The 22,859-nt window shown below is 44.7% G+C and carries 24 protein-coding genes and 1 pseudogene; 14 read left to right on the top strand and 11 right to left on the bottom strand.

All coding sequences use genetic code 11. The features are described from left to right. Positions 1-7: 7 nt before the first annotated feature. Both FFM64_RS11225 and FFM64_RS11220 read left to right on the top strand, forming a co-directional pair. Positions 8-1,243: an ArgE/DapE family deacylase gene (locus FFM64_RS11225; protein WP_137608122.1), complete on the top strand. Its 1,236-nt coding sequence runs from the start codon at positions 8-10 to the stop codon at positions 1,241-1,243. An 18-nt stretch (positions 1,244-1,261) separates the two neighbouring features. Next, positions 1,262-1,717, top strand: a complete 456-nt coding sequence (locus FFM64_RS11220; RefSeq protein ID WP_137608121.1) for a GtrA family protein — start codon at positions 1,262-1,264, stop codon at positions 1,715-1,717. Between the two features lie 152 nt (positions 1,718-1,869). Here the strand turns inward: FFM64_RS11220 and FFM64_RS11215 are convergent, their stop codons facing one another. Continuing rightward, on the bottom strand, positions 1,870-2,310 hold the full coding sequence (locus tag FFM64_RS11215) for a MerR family transcriptional regulator (protein WP_137608120.1): 441 nt from the start codon (positions 2,308-2,310) through the stop codon (positions 1,870-1,872). A 154-nt stretch (positions 2,311-2,464) separates the two neighbouring features. Here FFM64_RS11215 and FFM64_RS11210 point away from each other — a divergent pair, with 154 nt between their 5' ends. The 3 genes and pseudogenes from FFM64_RS11210 (at position 2,465) to FFM64_RS11200 (ending at position 3,954) form a co-directional block, all read left to right on the top strand. Beyond that, positions 2,465-2,866 (top strand): cupin domain-containing protein, encoded by a 402-nt coding sequence (locus tag FFM64_RS11210; RefSeq protein ID WP_137608119.1) that lies wholly within the window; start codon positions 2,465-2,467, stop codon positions 2,864-2,866. Between the two features lie 12 nt (positions 2,867-2,878). Then, positions 2,879-3,201, top strand: a pseudogene (locus tag FFM64_RS11205) (carboxymuconolactone decarboxylase family protein). Positions 3,202-3,210: 9 nt separating this feature from the next. Beyond that, complete coding sequence (locus FFM64_RS11200; protein WP_137608118.1) at positions 3,211-3,954, top strand: SDR family oxidoreductase; 744 nt, start codon at positions 3,211-3,213, stop codon at positions 3,952-3,954. Positions 3,955-4,220: 266 nt separating this feature from the next. Here the strand turns inward: FFM64_RS11200 and FFM64_RS11195 are convergent, their stop codons facing one another. The 3 genes from FFM64_RS11195 to FFM64_RS11185 form a co-directional block, all read right to left on the bottom strand. Next, on the bottom strand, positions 4,221-5,438 hold the full coding sequence (locus FFM64_RS11195) for an ABC transporter permease (RefSeq protein ID WP_137608117.1): 1,218 nt from the start codon (positions 5,436-5,438) through the stop codon (positions 4,221-4,223). Next, entirely contained in the window at positions 5,431-6,330 is a 900-nt protein-coding gene (locus FFM64_RS11190; protein WP_137608116.1) for an ABC transporter ATP-binding protein, read from the bottom strand. The genes FFM64_RS11195 and FFM64_RS11190 overlap by 8 nt, the downstream gene beginning before the upstream one ends. A 74-nt stretch (positions 6,331-6,404) precedes the next feature. Continuing rightward, entirely contained in the window at positions 6,405-6,893 is a 489-nt protein-coding gene (locus tag FFM64_RS11185) for a methylated-DNA--[protein]-cysteine S-methyltransferase (RefSeq protein ID WP_137608115.1), read from the bottom strand. 139 nt (positions 6,894-7,032) lie between these two features. Between FFM64_RS11185 and FFM64_RS11180 the strand changes: the two genes are divergently transcribed. Further along, entirely contained in the window at positions 7,033-7,602 is a 570-nt protein-coding gene (locus tag FFM64_RS11180; RefSeq protein ID WP_137608114.1) for a bifunctional transcriptional activator/DNA repair enzyme AdaA, read from the top strand. Between the two features lie 18 nt (positions 7,603-7,620). Here the strand turns inward: FFM64_RS11180 and apf are convergent, their stop codons facing one another. Beyond that, on the bottom strand, positions 7,621-8,427 hold the full coding sequence (gene apf, locus FFM64_RS11175) for an aggregation-promoting factor (RefSeq protein ID WP_137608113.1): 807 nt from the start codon (positions 8,425-8,427) through the stop codon (positions 7,621-7,623). A 415-nt stretch (positions 8,428-8,842) separates the two neighbouring features. On the opposite strand from apf, the gene FFM64_RS11170 reads away from it, so the two are divergent. Both FFM64_RS11170 and asp1 read left to right on the top strand, forming a co-directional pair. Then, positions 8,843-10,387 carry a glycosyltransferase gene (locus tag FFM64_RS11170; RefSeq protein WP_137608112.1) on the top strand — a complete coding sequence of 515 codons (1,545 nt, stop codon included), beginning with the start codon at positions 8,843-8,845 and terminating at the stop codon, positions 10,385-10,387. Continuing rightward, a complete protein-coding gene (gene asp1, locus FFM64_RS11165; protein ID WP_137608111.1) occupies positions 10,384-11,892 on the top strand; it encodes an accessory Sec system glycosyltransferase Asp1 in 1,509 nt (502 codons plus the stop codon). Before FFM64_RS11170 ends, asp1 begins: the two co-directional genes overlap by 4 nt. 651 nt (positions 11,893-12,543) lie before the next feature. Here asp1 and FFM64_RS11160 read toward each other — a convergent pair. Beyond that, positions 12,544-13,368: a LysR family transcriptional regulator gene (locus FFM64_RS11160; RefSeq protein WP_137608110.1), complete on the bottom strand. Its 825-nt coding sequence runs from the start codon at positions 13,366-13,368 to the stop codon at positions 12,544-12,546. A gap of 118 nt (positions 13,369-13,486) precedes the next feature. Between FFM64_RS11160 and FFM64_RS11155 the strand changes: the two genes are divergently transcribed. Further along, entirely contained in the window at positions 13,487-14,494 is a 1,008-nt protein-coding gene (locus FFM64_RS11155; RefSeq protein WP_137608109.1) for a YeiH family protein, read from the top strand. Between the two features lie 41 nt (positions 14,495-14,535). Here FFM64_RS11155 and FFM64_RS11150 read toward each other — a convergent pair whose 3' ends face one another. Continuing rightward, positions 14,536-15,039: a DUF4811 domain-containing protein gene (locus tag FFM64_RS11150; RefSeq protein WP_137608108.1), complete on the bottom strand. Its 504-nt coding sequence runs from the start codon at positions 15,037-15,039 to the stop codon at positions 14,536-14,538. Continuing rightward, positions 15,036-16,520 (bottom strand): MDR family MFS transporter, encoded by a 1,485-nt coding sequence (locus tag FFM64_RS11145; RefSeq protein ID WP_137608107.1) that lies wholly within the window; start codon positions 16,518-16,520, stop codon positions 15,036-15,038. Before FFM64_RS11145 ends, FFM64_RS11150 begins: the two co-directional genes overlap by 4 nt. 279 nt (positions 16,521-16,799) lie before the next feature. Between FFM64_RS11145 and FFM64_RS11140 the strand changes: the two genes are divergently transcribed. The 3 genes from FFM64_RS11140 to FFM64_RS11130 all read left to right on the top strand — a co-directional run bounded on the left by FFM64_RS11140 (position 16,800) and on the right by FFM64_RS11130 (position 18,079). Beyond that, on the top strand, positions 16,800-17,369 hold the full coding sequence (locus FFM64_RS11140) for an HAD family hydrolase (protein WP_223876957.1): 570 nt from the start codon (positions 16,800-16,802) through the stop codon (positions 17,367-17,369). A gap of 103 nt (positions 17,370-17,472) precedes the next feature. Continuing rightward, complete coding sequence (locus tag FFM64_RS11135) at positions 17,473-17,778, top strand: type II toxin-antitoxin system RelB/DinJ family antitoxin (RefSeq protein WP_137608106.1); 306 nt, start codon at positions 17,473-17,475, stop codon at positions 17,776-17,778. After that, positions 17,756-18,079: a type II toxin-antitoxin system RelE/ParE family toxin gene (locus tag FFM64_RS11130; protein WP_307722843.1), complete on the top strand. Its 324-nt coding sequence runs from the start codon at positions 17,756-17,758 to the stop codon at positions 18,077-18,079. The genes FFM64_RS11135 and FFM64_RS11130 overlap by 23 nt, the downstream gene beginning before the upstream one ends. Before the next feature lie 45 nt (positions 18,080-18,124). Here FFM64_RS11130 and FFM64_RS11125 read toward each other — a convergent pair whose 3' ends face one another. Then, a complete protein-coding gene (locus FFM64_RS11125) occupies positions 18,125-19,051 on the bottom strand; it encodes an AEC family transporter (protein ID WP_137608104.1) in 927 nt (308 codons plus the stop codon). 112 nt (positions 19,052-19,163) lie between these two features. Continuing rightward, the gene (locus FFM64_RS11120) at positions 19,164-19,844 is read right to left on the bottom strand and encodes a YczE/YyaS/YitT family protein (protein ID WP_137608103.1); all 681 of its coding nucleotides are present in this window, start codon (positions 19,842-19,844) and stop codon (positions 19,164-19,166) included. A 363-nt stretch (positions 19,845-20,207) separates the two neighbouring features. On the opposite strand from FFM64_RS11120, the gene FFM64_RS11115 reads away from it, so the two are divergent. Then, positions 20,208-21,398 carry a cation:proton antiporter gene (locus FFM64_RS11115; protein ID WP_137608102.1) on the top strand — a complete coding sequence of 397 codons (1,191 nt, stop codon included), beginning with the start codon at positions 20,208-20,210 and terminating at the stop codon, positions 21,396-21,398. After that, positions 21,388-21,927: a GNAT family N-acetyltransferase gene (locus FFM64_RS11110; RefSeq protein WP_137608101.1), complete on the top strand. Its 540-nt coding sequence runs from the start codon at positions 21,388-21,390 to the stop codon at positions 21,925-21,927. The genes FFM64_RS11115 and FFM64_RS11110 overlap by 11 nt, the downstream gene beginning before the upstream one ends. Here FFM64_RS11110 and FFM64_RS11105 read toward each other — a convergent pair. Continuing rightward, positions 21,924-22,451 carry a dihydrofolate reductase family protein gene (locus FFM64_RS11105; RefSeq protein WP_137608100.1) on the bottom strand — a complete coding sequence of 176 codons (528 nt, stop codon included), beginning with the start codon at positions 22,449-22,451 and terminating at the stop codon, positions 21,924-21,926. The genes FFM64_RS11110 and FFM64_RS11105 overlap by 4 nt on opposite strands. Positions 22,452-22,859 lie beyond the last annotated feature (408 nt).

Genomic DNA, 22,859 nt, shown 5'->3' with positions numbered 1-22,859 from the left:
GACGGAAATGGATGCAACAATCCAAGCATTAAGTGATATTGTAAAAATGAATACGGTCAATGATAATGAAAAACCAGTGGCCGATTACCTAGCCAAGTTGCTTAAGCAACATGGTATCGACGCTAAATTGATTGACTATGCGCCCAATCGGACGAGTTTAGTCGCTGAAATTGGTGACGGTAATGGCCCAGTCGTGGGCTTTGATGGCCATGAAGATACGGTTGCGCTTGGCGACGAGAGCAAGTGGGCGGTTCCAGCTTTGTCCGCAGCGGTTAAAGATAATCGCTTGTTTGGCCGTGGTGCCACGGATATGAAAGCCGGCTTAATGGCAGGTGTATTTGCCTTCATTAACTTGAAAGAAGCCAATGTGCCGTTACATGGGACCTTGCGTTTAATGGCGACTGTTGGCGAAGAAGACGGTCATTTGGGTGCGGAACAATTAGTCGATATGGGCTATGCGGATGACATTGATGCTTTGATCGTTGGTGAACCTAGTGGCGCGGACAAGCAATTGCTCACGCAAAAGCCAATTCAAGCGATGTTGGGTGTTGATGCTGAGATTGCTGAAAAAATGATGGCTGCCAATCCGACCACGGAACAACATTTTATCGAATTAGCTCATAAAGGGTCGTTAACTTATTCGGTGCATGCCAAGGGTGTGGCGGCTCATAGCTCGATGCCAACCATCGGTAAAAATGCGATCGATATGTTAATGCAGTTTTATCAAAAACAAACCGCTTATTTTGAAAGCTTTAAAACAACGATTAATCCTGTTTTAGGGGCCACGGTGCCAGTAGTGACACTCATCAATGGTGGCGAACAGATCAATACGGTGCCAGCTAGTGCAGACATGTCGGTCAAGGTTCGGACCATTCCAGAATTACGCAATGATAAAATAATTGCTGCTTTGGAAAAACTCATTGCCGAGTGCAATGCTGCGGGTGCTGATTTGACACTAAATGTTCAAGACAGCTTCTATCCAGTGCACACACCGGCTGAAGCAAACTTAGTTCAGTTAGCTAAGCAAGTTGGCGAACAAGTCTTGACGCAGGCCTTACCATATTTTGGTGCACCAGGTGGGACGGATGCTTCGTCTTACATCGTTAAGAATCCAGATATGGAAATCATTGTCTTTGGACCAGGGAATATTACTGCCCATCAGGTCAATGAATATGTTGATTTGGATATGTATCAACGCTTTATTAAGTTATATGAACAATTATTTACAAAATTATTAGCATAAGTGGGGGTATTTTGAGAGATGGACAAGGATAAGGAACGTCCAGTACCGCATACTGAGGCAGAATTTGAAGAAGAATTAGAAGCAGTTGAAGAAAAGGCCAATAACGAGTTACAGCTCTATGCGTTGTGGGGCGTCATTACGGTTGTCTTTAACGTTGCCTTGTTCTATTTGCTGTATCATACATTTGGTATCGAATACCAAATTGCAAACTTAATTGACTGGTTTTTAAGTGTTTTGTTCTCGTTTGTCGTTAACAAAATGTTTGTATTCCAACATGAAACGAAGAGCTTAGTTAAAGAAGTCGGCACCTTTTATGGTACTCGGGTCGCGACTTATTTGATTGAAGCCGTCATTTTATGGCTCGGCATTTCTGTATTGTCGGTGAATGGGACGATGACTAAGGTGATCGGTCATGGGATTGCGTTGGTCGCAAACTACTTCTTATCAAAATGGCTCGTATTTAAGAAAGATTAGGAACTTAAAACCAGAATCGGTTAAAGGTTCAGACTTCATGGCTAGATAGCCTGTGCTGTGGGCAAGTAATGTCTAAATCTATTTGTGAATGAACTGGCTATTGATTCTATAATGAAAAGGCGGCGTGCAATTTGTGCACGCCGCCTTTTCATTTACTCGTGGTGACCAAAGCGATCAAGGTAAGCTCGGAAACTTTCGGGGTCTTTGGTGACGCCGGCTTCCTTTTCTTCGTACCAGTTGATCTTGTCATTAAGAATCTGTAAATGATGTTGGACTTCATCAAATTGAACAAGAAAGTCAGCTTTAACCTTTTTCAATAGGTCGAGGCGCTCTGGAATCGTGTCATCACCGGCTGCTCGCCAGATGACGTATTGCTTCAACTCACTGATGCTCATACCGGTTCCTTTTAAATGTAGCAGGAATTTAACCCAGTTAATATCGGCTTCTTCATAATAGCGACGACCATTGGCTAGTCGGTGTGTCTCAATCAAGCCTTCCGTTTCGTAATAGCGTAAGGTTGGCGCGGTTAACCCAACTGCTTTGGCAAAATCACCAATTGAATATTGGGTTTCAATTTTGGTTTCAGTAGGCATGCAAAGACGTCCTTTCTTCAAGTTACTTTAAGAAAGATGATACCACGAAAAATTATTTTAACAAGTTTGTGCTTTGGTATTGACTTAAAGTACACTTTAAGTAATATAGTGAACTCATCGATAAGGAAAACAAGTAATTTAGGAGGAATTATTTATGTCAGAGAGTAAAAGTGGCGTTTTTGGTTTAGGCGAAAAGAATACGGCGTATGCCAAGTATTTTATTGGCCAAAGTTATCTACAAGGGTTATCTGAACCGGGTGATGAGATTGATGTCAATGTGGCGAATGTGACTTTTGAACCTGGTTGCCGGAATAACTGGCACATCCATCATGATGGTTTTCAAATTTTATTAGTTACTGGTGGCGAAGGTTGGTATCAAGAAGCTGGCAAACCAGCGCAATTGTTACATGCTGGCGACAGCGTCACGATTCATGAAGGCATTAAACATTGGCATGGTGCGACCAAAGACAGTTGGTTCTCACACGTTGCCATCACGAAAGGCACGAGCGAATGGCTTGAACCTGTTGATGACGTTGCATACGCAAAATTAGGCTAGGAGGAATTAAGAATGGCTAAAAAACAAACCGCAGGTCGCAATAATTTGGGCGATTTCGCCCCTAAGTTCGCCGCCCTCAATGATGATGTATTATTTGGTGAAGTTTGGTCCCGTGAATCGGAACTGAGTTTACGTGATCGCAGTATGATTACGATTGCTAGTTTGATGACTAGTGGCGCTTTTCCACAATTAAAGGCGCATTTGCAAATGGGTAAGCAAAATGGCTTAACCAAAGATGAAGTTGTCGAAGAAATTACACACTTAGCCTTTTACGCTGGTTGGCCAAAGCTTGGTCAGCCATGGGCGTGGCTAAAGAAGTTTTCGGTGAAGAATAGGAGCATTACATGACGGTTAAAAATAAAGTAATCGTGATTACGGGAGCCTCATCTGGGATTGGTGAAGCTTCAGCAAAATTATTAGCAAAACATGGCGCTAAAGTGGTTTTGGGTGCGCGGCGTGAAGCCCGGCTACAAGCGATTGTTAAGGATATTGAAGCCGCTGGTGGCACCGCTGCCTACCAAGTAACTGATGTCACTAAGCAAGCGGATGTAGCTGGCTTGGTCAAATTAGCTCAAACTAAATTTGGCGGCTTGGATGTGATCTTCAACAACGCTGGGATTATGCCGAGTTCTCCAATCAGTGCCTTGCATACGGATGAATGGGATGCGATGGTCGATATTAATTTGAAAGGTGTTTTACATGGGGTTGCGGCCGTTATGCCAATCTTTACTACGCAAAAACACGGTCAAATTATCACGACTTTTTCGGTCGCTGGGATTAAGAGTTTTGCTGGTGCTGGGGTCTACGGCGCCACGAAGTTTGCGGTTCGCAACTTGATGGAAGTTATTCGGATGGAGAGCGCCGAAGAAGACACTAATATTCGGACGGCGAGCCTTTATCCCGCCGCAATCAATACGGAATTGTTACACACAATTACCGACAAGGACACAAAGCAAGGGATGGACGCATTCTACAAGCAAGTCGGGATTAGTCCCGATGCGGTGGCAAATGTCGTGAACTTTGCAGTCGATCAACCGGAAGACGTGAACGTCAACGAGTTCACGATTTATCCAACCAAACAAGCCTAGAGTGTGAGCGAGGGCGGGAGCTTCTGAGCATTGCCTAGCCAGCCAATTACTCGGTGTTTTTTCCGAGTTGTTGACTGGCGTAGCAAGCGGAGGACGCTGCCCGAGCAAGCACGTTTCAGCTATCTAGGTAGCAAGCAATAAGTAAAAATAGTTCCACAAAAAGACACGAGAATCTGCTCGTGTCTTTTTGTGTATTAAGTGTTTAATTTAGTTTTGAATCACAGATCCAAGGCGCTCCCAACCGGTAGGCGGAAAATTCCAGGAATTTATTTCAAACTAAGGCCACGCTTCAAGTTACCCCAGAACCCAAGTTCATCAGTTTGCAGCATCAAGCCACCATAGATTTTGCCGATGTACCACATGCTGCCAACCACGGTTGCTAACAAGATAATCATTGAGATGACCGCTTCGGTCATGGTTGCGGTCCCATTGATCAAACGCAACGGCATTAAGTAAGACGAGAAGAATGGAATGTAAGAGAAGACCGTAACCACGCCGCTACTTGGGCTACCTTGAAAGGCCATCGCCATGACAAAGGTGAGTAAATTCAAATAGATAACAGGTTGTGACGCCTTCCCAGCATCTTCTACTCGGGTGACAAGTGCGCCGCAGAATGCTGAAACGACCGTGTAAAGCAGGACGGCAGCTAGGGCGAATAATAAGTTAATTGATAACAAATTATGCAAGACTTTGCCAATTACGCTAGCGTATTGTTGCCAAAGACCAGCAGTGATTCGGCTGTGTTGGGCAAATTGAACCACTAATGCGCCGCCTAATAGGTAAACTAGAAGTTGGGTGACAATCATGAGCAAGACACCGTAGACTTTACCGTTAAAGTATTTTCGTGGGGTCGTACTGGAGAAAATGACTTCCATAATCTTGGTGCCTTTTTCCGCGGCAATTTCCTGTGCCGTGATGGAAGAATAGGTCGTTAGAATCAAGTAGACAAAGAACACCAGAATATAAAACGAGATGGTTTTGGCGGCTTTATCAGAAGCCGTCTTTTTCTGTAACTGTTGTTTGAATTTCGGTTGAATGGCTAACGCTTGCTGTTGCGTTGGCGTTAATTTAGCCTGTTGGACATTCAATTGAGTTTGCGCCGTGGCTAAAAAGCGTTGAATCTTGGCCTGGTCACCACTATTAATTTCATTTGGACCGTTAAAAGTGGCACTGACTTGTTTGCCAGTTGCTTTTAAAACGATATAGCCGTTAATGTCACTACGGTTAGTCGCTTTTTGCGCGGCACTGGTGTTGGCATACTTTTTAGTTGTCGCCACACCGCTTTGTTTGATAAAACTCGTGCGTAACGCTGAATTAGTGCTGACAACGGCAATGTCACTTTTACTTTTATTTGGTGTCGCGACGTAAGAGATCCCAAACGTCATGCCGATAAATAGAAATGGCATGAGGACTAATAAGAGAAAACTCCAGGATTTAGTCTGGCGCAGATAGGTTTCACTGGTGACAATCCAAGTTTTATTCATGGTCAAGCCCTCCCGCTTCCGTCCGGAAAATTTCGTCTAGGGTCGGAGGCTGTTGACTAAATTCTTGAATATAGTGGCCGGCTGTCACGGCATCAAAAATTGCAGGACCCGCCTCAGCATCGGTCAGTTGCAACCGATACCGGTGATCACCGAGTGCGTTGACTGCCGCCACATTTGGCAATGCCGCTAATTGGTCCGCGGTCCAATCAGTCGTTAAGAATAAGCGAGTACGCCCGAATTGATTGCGAACGTCATTGATCTTGCCCTTTAGAACAACTTCACCATTGCGGAGCATCACGAGTGAGTCACAAACTTCTTCAACGTTACTCATGTCGTGACTCGAGAAAATAATTGCAGCGCCCCGTTTCTTAGCTGCTAGAATTGCTTGTTTCAACAAATCTGAATTGACTGGATCAAGACCACTAAACGGTTCGTCCAAAATAATCAATTGGGGATCATGGATCAACGTACAGATGAGTTGAACTTTTTGTTGATTCCCTTTGGATAGCTTGCTGATTTTATCAGTTGGTTGACCCTTAACGGCAAAGCGCTGCATCCAATCATTGACCTTTGGTTTGATGACTTTGGCCGGCTGATTTTTTAGTCGTGCTAAGTAGACAATTTGTTGTGTAATGGTTAATTTTGGCATCAGACTGCGTTCTTCTGGTAAGTAACCGATTTGATTATAATCTTCGGCGGTTAGCGCTTGACCATTCCAAGTGATCGCGCCGTCAAATTTCAAGAAGTTTAAAATACTGTGAAACGTTGTGGATTTACCAGCACCGTTTTGACCAATTAAGCCCATGATTTCCCCGTCATGAACGTCAAAGGAAACGTCTTTAAGTGCGTGGAGGGTTCCAAAATTCTTGCTAATATGTGCTACCGTTAACATTGTGCCGCCCCCAATAAATTAGAATAACTTAATTATGTCGTAATTGACGGGTGGTTGCAACTGGTGACTGTTTGTTAGGCATGTTCTAGACGTAGTAATTGTCGTTTCATGGCAAGGCCGCCGCGGTAACCACCCAATTGACCATCTTTTCGAATCACCCGATGACAAGGCACAATGATCAAAATCGGGTTGCGCCCAACGGCTGAAGCAATCGCCCGAGTCGCGGTTGGGCGGTTTAACCGTTCAGCCAAAGTGGTGTATGTCCATGTCTGACTATAAGGAATCTGACGGAGGCCTCCCCAGACCTGTTGTTGAAAAGTAGTCCCGTGAGTGAGGTCTAGTGGGAGATCGAATTCAGTTTTCTGACCGTTTAAGTAAGTCGTGAGCGCCTGTGCTGTCATTTGATTAGCCGTGTCATCAAAATGAGTATTCGCATCAGGATAAAATTGTTGCCATTCATCATCGGGACCATTCGCACTGCCGACGAAGGCAAGTCCTTTAGTTGTTGATCCCAGCCAAAAGGTTTGTTGTCCAATTGTGATTTTCGTTAAAGTTAAGTCCATTTTTCTGTCCTCCAAGTATGATTTTAGCGTCAGTATAGCAGAAATCGATGGCATAAAGTTTTAAAATCTTGCTTTTTAAGTGTTGCCGTGACGGGCTGACTTGAAAATGCCGTATAATTTTACTAAAGGGGGCGCCAAAATGCTGAAACTAACTGATCAACGCTGGCAAGCGATTGTAACCAATGACGCCACACAAGACGGTCTATTCTATTATGGTGTGACCAGTACGGGTATTTTCTGTCGGCCTAGTTGTCATTCACGCCTACCCAAACGGGAAAATTTGCAACTCTTTACGACGCCCGCTGCAGCGATGCAAGCTGGCTATCGACCTTGCAAACGGTGTCGACCAACTGGACAAGCCGTCTCAACGGCGGAGTGGGTGACGGAAATTGATCAAATTATCGCGACTCACTATCAAGATAAACTTGATCTGGATTTGTTGGCACAGTTAGCTCATGGTGCGCCTTATTATTTGCATCATGTCTATCAACAGCAGACCGGCCGCACGCCAATGGCGGCCTTAAAGCAGGTTCGATTACGGCATGCAACTCGGCTGTTACGCACAACGAATCTGAGCATCACTGCAATTGCCGCTGCCTGTGGTTTTCAGTCGGCGGCCTATTTTAGTACCGTTTTTAAGCAGGCCGTACACCAGACGCCACGAGAATTTCGCAAAAAAAACAGCCGAACTGAATCGTCCGACTGTTAAGTAATTGAATTTTAAATTTTAATAGTAACCGTTGGCTTCCCAGAAAGATTGGGCAGCTGTCCATGATCCGTAACGTGCAGTTACATAGGCGGTCGCGACGGCTTCTTGGTTTGCAGCGGATAAATCACCGTTTAATAATGATTTCGTTAATTGATACTTACCGTAGTAATTGCCATTGGAAGCCGTGTAAGAACCACCAGATTCTTTGCTGGCAATCCAAGCTTGAGCAGCAGCTTCAGAGCTAGAAGTTGTTGACGTTGATCTGCTGGTCGTTGTCGTGCTGGCTGCATTCGTTGAGTAGCTCAAATTCGTCGTTGCAGCGGAAGTTGCCGTTGATGATGATTGGCTAGCCGCTGAACTTGATGCGGATGAAGCCACACTCGTGCTAGCAGTACTTTGACTAGCGGCACTTGAAGCAGCTTGTGGTGTTGAGCTAGCTGACTGAACACTGCTTTGACTAGCAGCACTGGTCGTTGACGTTGAAGCTGCTGATTGAACGGAACTCTGGCTAGTAGCACTTGTGCTTGATGTTGAAGCTGCTGATTGAACGTTACTTTGACTAGCAGCGCTAGTTGGTACCGTTGCAGTAACTGTGTTAGTTTGTGTGCCGTTAACTTCTAATTTGTCACCAACGAAAATCAAATCAACGTTTGCCAATTTATTCGCCTTTTTGATGGCAGCGACCGTTGTCTTGTGGTTGGCTGCAATGGCGCTGACAGTATCGCCAGCTTTAACAGTAACCGTATCGGCGTTTGCAATGGTGGTACCAATGGCAAATAAACCAGTGGCAGCGACGGATGATAATAAAATGTTTTTAATCTTCATAAAAATTAATTCACTCCTATAGGTTTGCGATTGATTAACTGATCATTAGTTATTAAAGGTTTAGTGATTGGCGTTAAGACGCATTAACTAAACAACAGTGCCTAGTATAGTCGCGCAGTGTTGCAATCCAATAAACGCCAAGTTACAGTTTTTGGCTGTTTTGTAATAAAAATCGCTGATTGTAACTTGTTGTAACAAATTAACAATTTCATCACAATTTATTAAATAATTTATCAATAAGTTTGACTGATTACTTTCAAATCTAAAAAAGACTGCTTTAGGACAACTCGTTATCAAACTGGCTGAATAATATTGTAGAAAAGTTTTAAGTTAGTGGTGAGAATCCTTAAAAAATAAATGCTGTTTGGTATAATCGACCACAGTAACACCTATGACAAATTTGAGGGGCGAGAGAATGTATTACTTTGTGAATACGAGTATTAATCCGAAAAAGTCCGGCATTGAACATGCTGAAATGAAGCGGCTCGCACTATTTAATCAGCACGAAGAGCCAGCTAAAATTGTGACGCGCTTCTTTTCGCTGTCCCTTCATCAAACGTTAAAATCGGCAGGAATTGCGGAAAATAATCAAATTAATTTATTTGACTTTATTCAAAAATCAACCGACTTTAAGCCGGTCAAGTTAACAATTGCCGACTTAAAGTTACCCAAGTATTTGCGGGTGGTAACGGAAGGCCATAATTTTGCCGTCTATCAGCAAAAGCAACTCTTAATGCGGGTGAATACGTTTGCGCCCGATTATAAGCAAATTAATAACGTACAAACTTACGATCAAACAGGCAAACTTGTCAAAACGGATTGGTATGATACCCGTGGGTTTAAAGGGCTAGAACAGTTTTACACTTTTGACGGCCAAGTTGCTAGTGAACAAGTCTTTAATCCGGCTGGGGAAGTTGTTTACCAAACTTTTCATATGCCGAACCGACGTAACGTGACGCAAAATTCCTTATATCGCTTTATTAATTATCAGGGACAGGACTGGTCATTCACTGGTGAACAACAGATGACCACGTTCTTCCTAGATGAGTTGAATCGGGAAACACCGGCATCAGTCTTTATCATTGATCGAACTTATGAATTGGCTTATGCCGCGTTGCAAATGCATACGCCAGCGTTCAAGGTGATGCATTTGCATAGTAATCACGTGAATGACCCAGCGCATCCTAAAACGGCGACATTGAACTTTAATTATGCTTATGCGATCAATAATTTGGCGGACTGGAATGGCGTCATTGCAGCAACGGCGCAACAAACGACCGACTTTGTGGCGCGTTATGGCAGCCAGCCACCAGTTTTCACGATTCCAGTGGGGATTGTGTCAGATAAAACGCTTAAGGCCCGGCACCCACGCTGGTCAAGTCGGACGCCAGGTAAGATTATCTTTGTGGCGCGGCTATCCGAAGAAAAGCAACAAAGTCATGTTTTACGGGCATTTGAGCAAGTTCATGCGCAGCTGCCGGCAACGACTTTGGACTTCTGGGGCTATGCCAATGGGAATACTGGTAAAGAATTGAAGCAACTGGTTAAAGAACTAAAACTAACGGATGCGGTTCGTTTTAATGATTATACACAGGATATTGCGCCGGTTTATGATCATGCGCAATTGGCAATGCTGACGTCACGAGCGGAAGGCTTTGCCTTAGCGCTGTTAGAGGGTCAGTCCCACGGTATTCCACAGATTGCCTATGATGTGAAGTATGGCCCCCGTGACATTATTCGTGCGGGTGAAGATGGTGAGCTCGTGCCGGTCGATGACATTGACGCGCTTGCAACAGCCATGACGAAGCTACTGAGTGATCCTAAACGGTTGCAAGCTTACAGTAAACAAGCTTATCAAGATGCCAAACGGTATAGTACGACGGCAGTTTGGGAACAATGGCAACCATTGATGCAAGCAGCCGCCAAGTTCTATCAATCAGAAAGTGGGGCGGGCAAATGATTTTCTTTGTCAATCAATATTTAATGGCCATGAATTCAGGCGTTGAACATGCAGAATTCAAGCGGCTACAATTATTTAAAGCCCACAAGGTGCCAGCCAAAATGGTCACTCGTCAATTCGATGCGTTACTCCATCAAAATATGCGCCGCTTCCAGTTAGCTGATGATCAGATGGCCAATTTATTCGACTTTTTCCGTGGCACAACGACGTTTAAAAGCAAAGTTGTCAAGATTGATGATTTGGATTTTCCGCGGGTCACTAATATCAAACCCGATCCGAATGTGAGCGAAGTGCTAGAGGGTGACCGGTTAGTCGCCAAAGTTCATTTCGTGCCTAGCACCGTTGGTCATGTCTATTTTATTGAAATTTTTGATCCATTTGGTAATCTGGTTCAACGAACCGATTACGATGAACGTGGCTTTAAGGCGCGTGATGAATTTTATTCGCCCGCGGGAGAAGCTATCACTGATCTTTACTATCGGCCGGATGGCTCGCGTTTTGCTGAAGCCTATTATGGGCATGATTCGGCGGGTGCCAATGTCGTGACACTCTGTAAACTGATTGATTATGAAGGCCAAGATTATTACTTTAATGGTGAACAAGAGTGGTATCGGTTCTTTTTGGATGAATTAAATCGCCAAAATGGTGAGCATAATACCTTTATTGCTGATCGACCATTAGCCGCACAGTGGCCAGTAATCAACATGCGGACATCCGCGCAGAAATACTTGTGGTTACCAACGCCACATGCGATTGATCCACGCGACCAAGTCTATTCCAATCTGAATAATGCGTACGTCTATGGAATTCATCAATATTTGACGTCATTGGATGGTTTGATTACGAGTACCGCGCAACAACGCAGTGATCTGTCAAAATGGTTAGGTGGGCAACCAGCACGCCCAATCTATGCCATTTCTGCTGGTGTCGTTTCGGCGGCGCAGTCAGCTCGACCGAAGAAATCATTAGCTGAGCGGCAGGCGCATCAAATTATTTATACCGGGCGTGTTGATGCTGGCCGGCGTGTTGATCAAATTATCACGGCTTTCAATCAAGTTCACCGAACTTTGGCGGATGCAACGCTAGTTATTTATGGCTACGGTGGTGCGATTGATCAGCTAAAAACGCAAGTCACTGAGTTGAAGCTGGGTGATAGTGTGACCTTTGCGGGCTATCAACCTGATTTGACTCAGGTATATGACCAAGCGGGCGCGTACGTTTATGCTGGTGAAAGTGATGCAGAGCCGTTGTCACTAATTGAAGCCATTGGGCATGGTGTGCCGGTGGTCGCTTATGATGTGAATTACGGTCCACGCGATGTGATTAAGGATGGTAAAAATGGTTATCTGATCAAAGATGGTGCCATCAATCAATTGGCGGCCGGTTTACTACGGACGATTGAAAATCCAAAGAGACAGCAACGATTAATCGACGGTGCCTATCAAAGTAGTGAAGCTTATGGTGACGCTGCGGTTTGGCAACAGTGGCAACAAATTCTTAACTAAAGATTGAAAGACTCAAAAACGTCATAAATGTCGTAGCACTAATAACCAGTACGTCTAAAGTGGACTCAACTAAATTCAGTGCTCTATCAGTCAGAATCGGTGTGCTGTGGGGGACGGCGCCAGCCAAAGTACGGTCTGACGCCTCAATTCAAAGCCGATAAAACACGTCTTTGAATTGCCCCGCAATATTAGTCGGCCAGGAACGCGGACTAATATTGCCGACACTGTACACTAATTCTGACTGACTCCGCTAAGCATAAATAACTGATTTATTCCCTCAAAAACACTGATTAGCTGGAGGTTGTTGCTGATAGCATCGGACGTGCAGGTGGCGTTTGACCGGCGTTCTTTTGCCGGCCTTACACCACGGACGGTCCGGGAGATTTGCGATTTTGGCAAAGTTCCTGGGCGAGGTTCAAGACGTTTCTATGGCTTGAACCGGTCCCTCGTCCGCATGTTATCGGCAACAACCGGAAGCAGCAGTATTCAACTAGTTTTCATGACCTGATTGTTGTTGTCCTCGTGCAGACCGGCAATTTTTGACTTTCAACTTTTAGATTCTTAAATAGTTTACGACAAAAAGGACTACTGATTAGTTTCAGCAGTCCTTTTTTGGCGTTCGATTATACAGACCAGAATGCCAAGTTTAAGTTACGCCCAGTTTTGTAAATAGCTTGAAATCTTGGCTTGAATGCCAACTAACGCTGGCTTCACAGTGGTTGGTGTTAACATGAAAAATTGACGTTGGTAATTAGGACCTAAGTTTACAGTAGGCACGTTGAGAGCTAAGACATGCTTTGAAATAATGGTCTGACCAATGCCTTGTGCTAGTAAGTCAGCAATTAATTGGTTGCTGTGAATAATCATTGTTTGTGTCGGCTGGATATTCTGTGCTTTGAGATAAGCATTGGTATAGTGACGTACGCCAGAGTTGGGTTCGCGTAATAACCACAGTGGACTGGTTAGTTGGCCAGCGTGAACGAGCTCGTCTTGACCAAAGGCTAGCCGGTCTAAATGATCCGTCACCAATGGTTTTTCAACCAAACCAAAGTCCAAGTGGTGCTGTGTCATCTGCGTCAAGATGTCGGCGGAGTTAGCGAGGGTGATTTCAAATTTGAATTGCTGACTCAGGGGTGCCAATTGGGTGAGAAGTCCTGGCAAAATTAGGCTGGACGTGGTATGCGATGCGCCTATCCGACAAGGTATTGGCGCAGTCTCACTGGTGGTTTGAATGGCGACCTTAGTGGCTATCCAGGTTTCTAATAATTTCTGAGCTTGTTGGTAGAGCAAGTTGCCGCTGACTGTTGGCTGGATTGTTTGCCGACCATTGCGGGTAAATAGCGAGGTTTCCAAGTCCGCTTCCAGTTGTTTGATTTGCGTCGAAACAGTGGGCTGTGAAATGAAGAGTTGTTCTGCTGCCTGTGAAAAGTTACGAGTTTCATAAACGGCGATAAAAGTTTGCAACTGTTTGAGCATCGGTGAGCCGCCTTTCAATTAATAAACTTGATAATAACTATCATAATAATTTATTTCTCAAATAAATACTAGCCCGGTATAATAAAATCTATTGAGAAGGCAAGGAGAGTTTGAGTAGATGAAGTTAAAAGTGATTTTACCGGGGTTAGTGACCAGTTTGGCGATTGCAATTATTAGTCAATTATTGGCGCAACGGGTTCCGGCTTTAGGGGCGGCCACGATTGCGATTTTACTAGGGATCTTATTGGGGAACACCGTTTTACGCCAACCGCAATTGGCAAAAGGCACCAAGTTTGCGGAAAGCAAACTGTTGGAATATTCGGTCATGCTGTTGGGGGCAACGATGACTGTCCAAACGATTGGTCAGATTGGGGTCTGGGGCGTTGGCTTTATCTTGATTCAAATGACTGTCACGATCGTCGGCGCGATGTGGCTGGGTAAGCGACTCGGTTTCAGTCAGTCCATGCGGTTATTAATGGCCGGAGGGAATGCTGTCTGTGGGTCATCCGCGATTGCGTCAATTGCACCAGTGATTGAAGCCGATGAAGATGACAAAGGGACGGTTATCACGTTGGTTAACTTGATGGGAACGGTCTTGATGCTAACGTTGCCCTGGTTGGGTATGAGCCTATTTGGGAGTCAGACGATTTTGAAAGGGGCCTTGATTGGGGGAACGTTGCAATCAGTTGGTCAAGTGGTGGCTGCGGCCAGCATGGTCAATCAGGCGACGGTTCAATTTGCGACGATTTTTAAAATTATGCGGATTATGATGCTGGTGGTCGTGGTACTGATTTTTGGTCGCCTACATCAACGGACACTGGAAAAAGAATTGGCTGAAGAGGCTGAGATCAGTGGTAATGGCACTGGTCATTGGTTGCCATGGTATGTTGCGGGCTTTTTGATATTATGTGCCTTAAACAGTTTGGTGACGTTGCCAGTTGTTGTCGGCGCAACGGCCCATGTTATTAGTAGCTGGTTTGAAATCATTGCCCTGGCGGCGATTGGGTTGCGTTTGAACTTAGTTAACTTTTTGAAGGCCGGTAAGCGGCTCGCTTTATATGGCTTAGGCGTGGTGACGATTCAAGTTGTTACGGCGTTAATCTTAATTAACTTACTTTTAAAATAGGACAAAAAAACGGCAACCGGTGATGGTTGCCGTTTTTTGTCCTATTTAGTGGTCTTAATGGTCATTGAGTGCCATTTTATCGGTAAGACAAAGGTATAATGACGACTAGCAAATTGATGATTGGTTTTGCCTAAGTTAAATAAGACTTTTGTAGTTTGATTGCGATAAACCCAGCGTGTGGTCGTAGTTTTAACGTGTGCTGTTGAACCAGTGGCCAGTTTGGTCGTGGTCGCGGCCGTGGTTGTTTTTTGAACCTTGGCGGACGCGGTAGTGCGATATAAAATCACGCGTTCGGTGCCGGTACCCAAATGCTTAATGCCGAGGGCTCGTTGTTTTGATTGCAATGGTCGCAAAGTTTCGGTACGGGTGGTGCTGACTTGACGCATCCCCCAGTGGTAATTGTCATTTAAAACGAGGGCGCTCAAACTGCCAGCAATCACAATAAAGCTGACAGCAATCAGCAAGGTCCGTTTGAAACTGTTGGGCATAAAAACCATGACACCAGCGTAGACGAAAGTCGCTAAAATTAATAAACTAATAATCATGCGCGGTCATCCTCCTGCTGTGCGGCAACTGAATGGTGTGACTTCAAGAAGAAGGTCAGGCCAAAGCCAAAAGCACAGAAGATTAGCGAAACGATAAACGCCATATGATAACCTGTCAGTGTGGCGTTGGTTGCCGCGGTTTGATATTTTAATGGGGCTTGGGCTAACAAATTGTGACCAGGCATCTGCCACTTGGCAACACTGGAATACACACTAATTAGGACGGCCGTTCCCATTGAAGCAGCGACTTGACGTAACGTATTGTTTGCCGCTGTCCCATGTGAAATAAGATTAAATGGTAAGGCGTTGATCCCAGTCGTTGTGACCGGCATGGTAACCATCGTTAAGCCGAACATCCGAATGGCGTAGACGACGATAATCCATAAGATTGGCGTCGTTGCGCTGATGGATAGGAAGAACGCTGTTCCGAGTGTTAAGAGTAACATCCCAGTCATGGCTAAGCGGCGGGCACCGATATGGTCAAAGATCCGCCCGGTAATTGGACTCATGATCCCCATCATAATCGCACCAGGTAAGAGAATTAAGCCAGAATCCATGGCTGAACGGCCGAGCACAGTCTGAATGTACATTGGTAGAATTAACTCGACGCCCATCATGGACATGTAGGCCAGAGCCGTTAAAATAGCAGATAACGTAAAAGCAGGAATTTTGAAGACACGTAATTCCAATAATGGCTGAGTCATGTGGAGTTGTCGATGGACGAATAAGCCAATAAAAATAACGCCAACGACTAAAGCTGTTAAGACGATTGGGTCCCCCCAGCCAGCGTCACCAACGGAAGAAAAGCCGTACAACATACTCCCAAAACCGATGGTAGAAATTAAAACAGACCACCAGTCGATCGGTTGCTTAGATGTGGGTAATACTTTACGTAATGTGAACAGCGAAACTAGGATGACGAGTAAGTTAATCGGCAGGATAAAGAGAAATAAGGCCCGCCAATTATAGTTATCAATAATCCAACCAGATAAGGTCGGACCAATGGCTGGTGCTAGTCCAATGACAATTCCGGCCGTTCCCATGGCTGAACCACGTTTTTCAGGCGGATAAACAGATGACATGATCGTTTGGAAGACCGGCGCTGAGATGCCGACCCCCATGGCCTGAATCATTCGCGCAATCAGTAGCATTTGAAAATTGACGGCGAAGTAGGCGAGAACCGTTCCTAAGCCGAAAATAATCATGGCTGTTAAGTACAAAATCTTTGAATTGATACGGGTTAGCATCCAGGCACTAACGGGAATCATGATTCCCATAATCAACATGAAGCCAGTGGTTAACCATTGAACAGCATTGGCCGAAATATGGAAATAGGCCATTAGCGTTGGAAATGCCGTGGTTAACAGTGTTTGAGTTACGAATGTTGTAAAAGTCCCAACTAATAAAGTCAGGACTAGCCAAGTTCGATGATACGGTTTGCCATCAGCATCGAGTGGCAAAGCCGAAGTTTGTGTCGGCATGCTTAAAACAGTCCTTTCTGGTTCTTGAATTAAAGTGTAAAAATTATTAAATCACATAACTAATAAGTATAGCACTGAAATTAGACCAATTCTAACAACTCGTCTGCGGAGATGATGCGTTCTTTTTTGATCGGGTAAACGATTGCGAAAATAGGCGATAATCAAGATGTTTAGTGGGATGCAATAAAAAATGATGACTAAGATTCCAACGTTTGATTGTTATGGCACCTTGATTAATACTGAGCCGTTATATTGTGGCTTGAGGATTTAGCCTTCTCAGTGGGACTTGATCCAAAAAAGGTTCGGACCGCATATGAGCGTTACAAGGATGATCCGGTTAGTGTGCAACCTTATCTGGATTACGCAACCTTAGTACGCGAAGATTTGAAACACTTAGACCAATTGTTTGAACGGGTTCATTTTTTTGAAAGTCACTATGTCGACTATTTACAAGCTCAACAGCACTTACTCCCGTTTTCAGAGGTGGTGGCGACATTACAAGCGTGGCAGGCAGAAGGCTTTCAGTTAGTAATCATGTCCAATTCATCTTGGGATATTATGCCGGCCAACTTGGCAGCTTGGCAGGTGCCATTTGATACAGTGCTGACGGCAGAAGATGTGCAGGCCTATAAGCCAGAGTTGACCTTTTTCAAAGCAGCTGAACAGCAATTGGGATTGACCGCTGACAACCATTGGCATATTGCACGCGGGTATCAATCAGATGTGGTCCCGGCCGAGCAGTTGAATTGGCCGATGAGATTTGGATCAATCGCGATCAAGAAGAACCCGGCGGCACGGCCAATTAAGACGGTGTCTGATTTGACTGCGGCTAAAGTTTGGTTGCGGTGAGTTCGTCAGACGCGATTGATTAATCGCCGTTTTTATGGAGAACTTATGATGCCAGCTTAACATCGGATGTATGTTATTATGATGTTGAAAAGAGGTGATTCAAATGAGTTCAACACCAACAACAATTAGATTAGATGATAATTTGAGAAAGGAATTAAATGCTCGTTTGGATGCAGCTGGGATTAGTCTAAATACTTATTTTACAATGGCGGCTAAACAGTTTGTCATTCAAAATCGCATTCCATTTGAAGTAATTGTCCCAGAAAAAGATCAGCCAACGTCAAAGACAAAACGGGCAATGGTCCTCGCAGAAGCCAAGGAATTAGGTTTGATTCCCGATGAGTCGTCCAGTTTTAAGAATGCGCAGGCTTTGTTGGCAGCTTTAGATGGTGACGATTCTAATGTATAGGCTAAAATATGACGCTCAATTCTCTAAGGACTATCAGCTTTTTAAAAGGCAGTATCCGGAATTGGTATCGGAACTAGAGGTGGCTTTAGATGAATTGGCCAGTTTTGGATCGGTACCAAATACATATAAGCCACATATATTAGTAAATGAGGGTGGAAATTATAATGGCCATTTTGACTTTCACTTAGCTGAAGGAAAAGTAGATGTGCTAGTTTTATACTTACCACATAAGTCAAATCTAACTATTCGACTAGTTAGAATTGGGCCACATGATGAGCTATTTCAAGGTAGTTTAAAATAACCAAGCGAGCCACCTAGTTTTTTCAGGGTGCCTTGCTTGGTTATTTTAGTTTAAACTGACGAGTGCGAAGACCAACGGAATGGTGATGACACTCAAAATTGTTGAAATACTCATTAATGCGACTGCCGGACCGGGGTTTCCATGAACTTTGAGTGAGAAGAGGACGACGATTCCCGCAACGGGGCAAGCGGCCATTAACACAGTAGTATAGAGCGGCACGCCACTGATTCCTAATAACTGCAAAACGACAATGGCGAGATAAGGAAAAATCAGATTTCGTAATAAGAGAACCCACCAGAGTCGGTTGTCCAAAGTTTCCCGATTGAGCTTGACATCCGCCAAACTATTCCCAATCACAATCATGGAAAGTGGCGTGTTGATCGAGCTCACGTATGTAATGGCACTATTGGCAATTGTTGGTAGCTGAAACGAGGTGATAAATATCATTAAACCAGCAATAATTGCAATGATATTTGGATTCAGCACAATTTGTTTGACGTTATCGCGGCGACTGCCTTGCTTGCCAGTAAATAAGGAAATCCCATGTGTCCAACTAAAAATATTGAAGGCTGCCAGCGAAGCAACGGCGTAGAAAACACCGGTTGCCCCGAAAAGTGAGCTGGTCAGAGGAATTCCCATGAAGCCAGCATTCGAATACACGGAACCATAACGCATGATACGACGCAGATTGTCATCTTTGACGTGTTTGAAAGCGAGCTGTGTGATGATGATCATTAACGCATAGATGACGACAATTGCGATAATGACGCGGCCCAACATTTGCAAGCGGTTGGCGGAAAAGGTCTGTTCGAATGCTTTAATGATGAGGCATGGGGAGACGACATATAATAAAATATTGGTCAAATCAGTTGAAGTTTGTGCATGCATGAAGCCCAATTTGTTGATCATTAAACCAACGAGCATCAAAATGAACATTAAAATGATTTGACTGGTCAGTTGCGCAAGGTCCATATAATCAGTCCAATAATTAGAATTTAATAAGGGTTAAAGCCATTATGAGAATAAGACTGATGCAATGTCAACGCGTTTTTGAAATGTAACCGTTTTAATGGCGGATTCTTAGTTAAGCCGCATGGTGTTCAGCCGTTGGGACATCAATGTGATGTTTGAGACTGGGGAAGACGTGTGTATCAGACCAGCCCATGATAGCGCCTTGTGCAACCAGGGCAAAGACGGTACCAATGCCGATGGCGCGGAGTTGTCCGGTAACTAGAAAGGCGACCACGGTAATCGTTAATGGTGGTAAATAACTAGTCCATTGCGCGATGATTGCGGAACCGTGTAGGAATCGGAAGCGCAGGATGTATGACAAATCATCGTTAGGATGTTGAATGAGGTTACAACGCTGATAAATTGAAACGGCCGCGGCGACACCAAGTAAGCCTAGTAAATTAACAATTAAGCGAATCGCAACCGGTAAATTCGGAACGCCAAGCCAATTCCAAAAGACCGCAATGAATTGAACCAAGTAACTGAACGGTATGATGAAAAGCAAGTTAGAAATAAAACGACGGCGATCAAAATGGCCGAGCATAAGCTGGTTCAAGATGGTGACGGCAATGCCGTAAAGTAACAGGGTCGTCCCAAGCGAAATATGAATCCAGTTTGCCAGATTAACACTAGACCCAGTCCAAACAGCGCTACCGAGATTGGTTGAAATGGTCAGGGCGTTGGCGGCCGAGTTTAAGAAAATAGAAAATATTAAAAACCAAAAACGTTGGTGAAAATCAGCAATGTGGGTCACGAATAATCGTCCTTTCCAATAAAAAGCTCAATACGGTTATTATACCGGTTTTATGAGAATGTAGTTGCGTAAAAAGCCAAGTCATTACTTTTTGCCACTCTAGTTGCAATAATCGATACAATGAGCGGTTCTTAGCCGTAAAATTATACTGTGTGCCGGTTTTGGCTAGTGCCGTGATTGGGAATCACACAGTTGGAAGTGATGGTTAGATAACGTTGTGATACCGCTTACTGTCGGGTGCTATGAAAATATGCTATACTGGTTTCACAGATAAATACATTCGGTTGAAGGACACTTCAAGAATTCGAACTGCTTTTGGGTTGGGCAGTTGCTTTCTTGGCGTGCCCTTTTTTAGGAGGAAAAATGGGCTACATTGGAACTTTAAGTTTAATCTTGATTGTGACTGCAGTGGCGGGGCATATCAGTGTCCGGATGGGCTTACCAGCCGTCATTGGTCAACTACTTAGCGGGATTGTGTTAGGACCCGCGCTACTCGGATGGGTCTCCGCGACACCGTTCATTAAGGACTTTGCTGAGCTGGGTGTCATCATTTTAATGTTTATGGCTGGCTTAGAAAGTGACTTACAATTACTGAAAAAGTATTGGAAACCGAGTTTGTTAGTGGCCGTGTTAGGGGTCATTCTGCCTGTTGGGGTGATCGATTGGTGCAGCCAGTTGTTTCACTTGAGCAACGTTGAGAGTTTGTTTTTAGGGGTGACCTTTGCGGCGACTTCGGTCTCTATTTCAGTCGCGGTATTAAAGGAATTGAATGCGCTGGACGGGAAGGAAGGCACGACAATCTTGGGGGCGGCCGTAGTTGACGATGTTTTGGCCGTTTTGATTTTGAGCCTGATGGTCAGCTTGTTCGGCGGCCAAGTGGGAACGAGTTCCTCACAATCAACTAATTTAGGCCTGACTTTGGCCATTCAAGCGGTGTTCTTCGTCAGTCTCTTTGTTGTGGTCAAATGGTTAGTGCCACTGTTGATGAAAATAGGGGACGCTTTGCTTGTGCCGACTTCGGTGACGTTAATGTCGTTGGTCATTTGTTTTGGCTTAGCTTACTTAGCGGACTTTATTGGCTTGAGTGCCGTGATTGGGGCATTCTTTGCTGGAATTGCGGTTGGTCAAACGGATTATCACGAAGTCATTGATCGGCATATTCAGCCGATTGGAAATGCTGTCTTTATCCCTGTGTTTTTTGTTAGTATTGGGTTGAACATGTCATTCAACGGGTTCCTAAATGATTTCTGGTTCATTGTGGTCATCACGGTGGCTGCGATTGCAACGAAGTTACTAGGCGCTGGGATTGGTGCCAAAATTGCTGGGTTTAGTTGGACCAGTGGTTATGAAATTGGCGCTGGCATGGTCTCCCGTGGGGAAATGGCCCTAATTATTGCTCAGATTGGTTATCAGGGTAAGTTGTTATCCGCCGACCGGTATTCAGCGGTCATTACGGCTATCATATTGACGACATTAATTGCGCCATTGTTGCTACGGCAGTCAATTCATCATCAAGAAAAAGAGAAGCTGGAGGGTTCTGTTCATGACCATTAAGTTACAAACGGTCTTACCATCACAATATGCGACCACGGCGGCCGTTGTGGAAACCGCATTTACGGGTATTGAATATACGGATCATGATGAGCATCAGTTAATTGGCCGGTTACGAAAATCGCCGCTATACCACCCAACATTTGACGTGTTGGCTAGCACTGCGGCGGGTGAAGTGATTGGTTTTGCGATGTTATCGGTAGCGACGGTCAATCAGCAACCGGCGACGGGCCAACCGTTGCTAGTGTTGGCACCCTTAGCGGTGTTACCAGCATATCAAGGTCAAGGCGTTGGGAGTGCGCTGGTTCGGGAGTTAGAGCGGCGTGCTCATATCGCCGGATATCCGGCGATTAGTATCTTGGGTGATCCTAGTTATTACGGACGGTTTGGTTATACTGCTGCGGCAGCCTTCAATATTACAGCACCGTTTGAAGTTCCGGCTGAAAACTTTATGTTACACGAATTGACGCCCCATGCGTTAACACATTATCATGGCAAACTGCACTATGATGCGGCTTTTGGTATCAATTAGCGGGTATAGTGGACTTCGGCTAATTGACCATATTGGTTCGTTGCTGCCAGTTTAAAGCGACGCTGGTAATCAGCATGATTGAATAGACTAATGCCATCGCCTAAAAAGACCGGCGCAATTTGAATATAGAGGTCGTCGATTAAGTCAGCCGTCAAAAGTGGCATTAAGACACCAGCACCACCGACAATCCAAATATTTTTACCGCTGGCTTGGCGTAACTGCTTTACTAGAGCTGGTAGTTCGGCATTCGTAAAAGTCGTATGATCATCACCAGCGTGCGGTTTCGTGGTCATCACGATGCTCTGTGTGTCGGGATTATAAGGGTTTATCAGTTGGTCGGTCGTTTGCGCCATGGTGTATTCGTATGTGTGGCGGCCCATAATGGCGGTATCAACTTGTGCCATAAATGCTTCTGTCGGCGCCTCTTCAGCACCTTCAGTTTGAAATAACCAGTCGAGCCGTTCATCGGTCGTGGCTAAATAGCCATCCATGGATACGGCACCATAAAATTGAACTTTGCGCATAATTCGACACCTGCTTTTAGTTTATTAATACTCACATTGTAGCATGTTTAAGCGCTTTACCGCAGACAATCCTGAAAGTGACGGGACTGGTTGTGGCAGAGCGCTTTTTAGGCCTTATGGAATAGGCATCATAGTTGGCGACAATGTTAATGCAAAACAAGCTTGAAATCTCGGGTTGTAATACCCCTGATTTCAAGCTTGTTATTAATTAAAAACCTTACAAAGGTGTACTACCAGCTTCGGTCACGTGTAAAGTGGCTCTGTCAAAATTTAGTGCTCTGTCAGTCAGAGTCGATGTGTTGTGGAGGACGGCGCCAGCCAAGGTACGGTTCCTCGTCCGCATGTTATTAGTAACAACCGGAAGCGGCAAGTAATCGACGCGTTTTTCATTGTCTAATTATTGAGGAA

This window comes from Lactiplantibacillus daoliensis (assembly GCF_005405005.1).
Classification (GTDB): Bacteria; Bacillota; Bacilli; order Lactobacillales; family Lactobacillaceae; genus Lactiplantibacillus; species Lactiplantibacillus daoliensis.
This window is presented reverse-complemented; position numbering and strand designations above follow the sequence as displayed.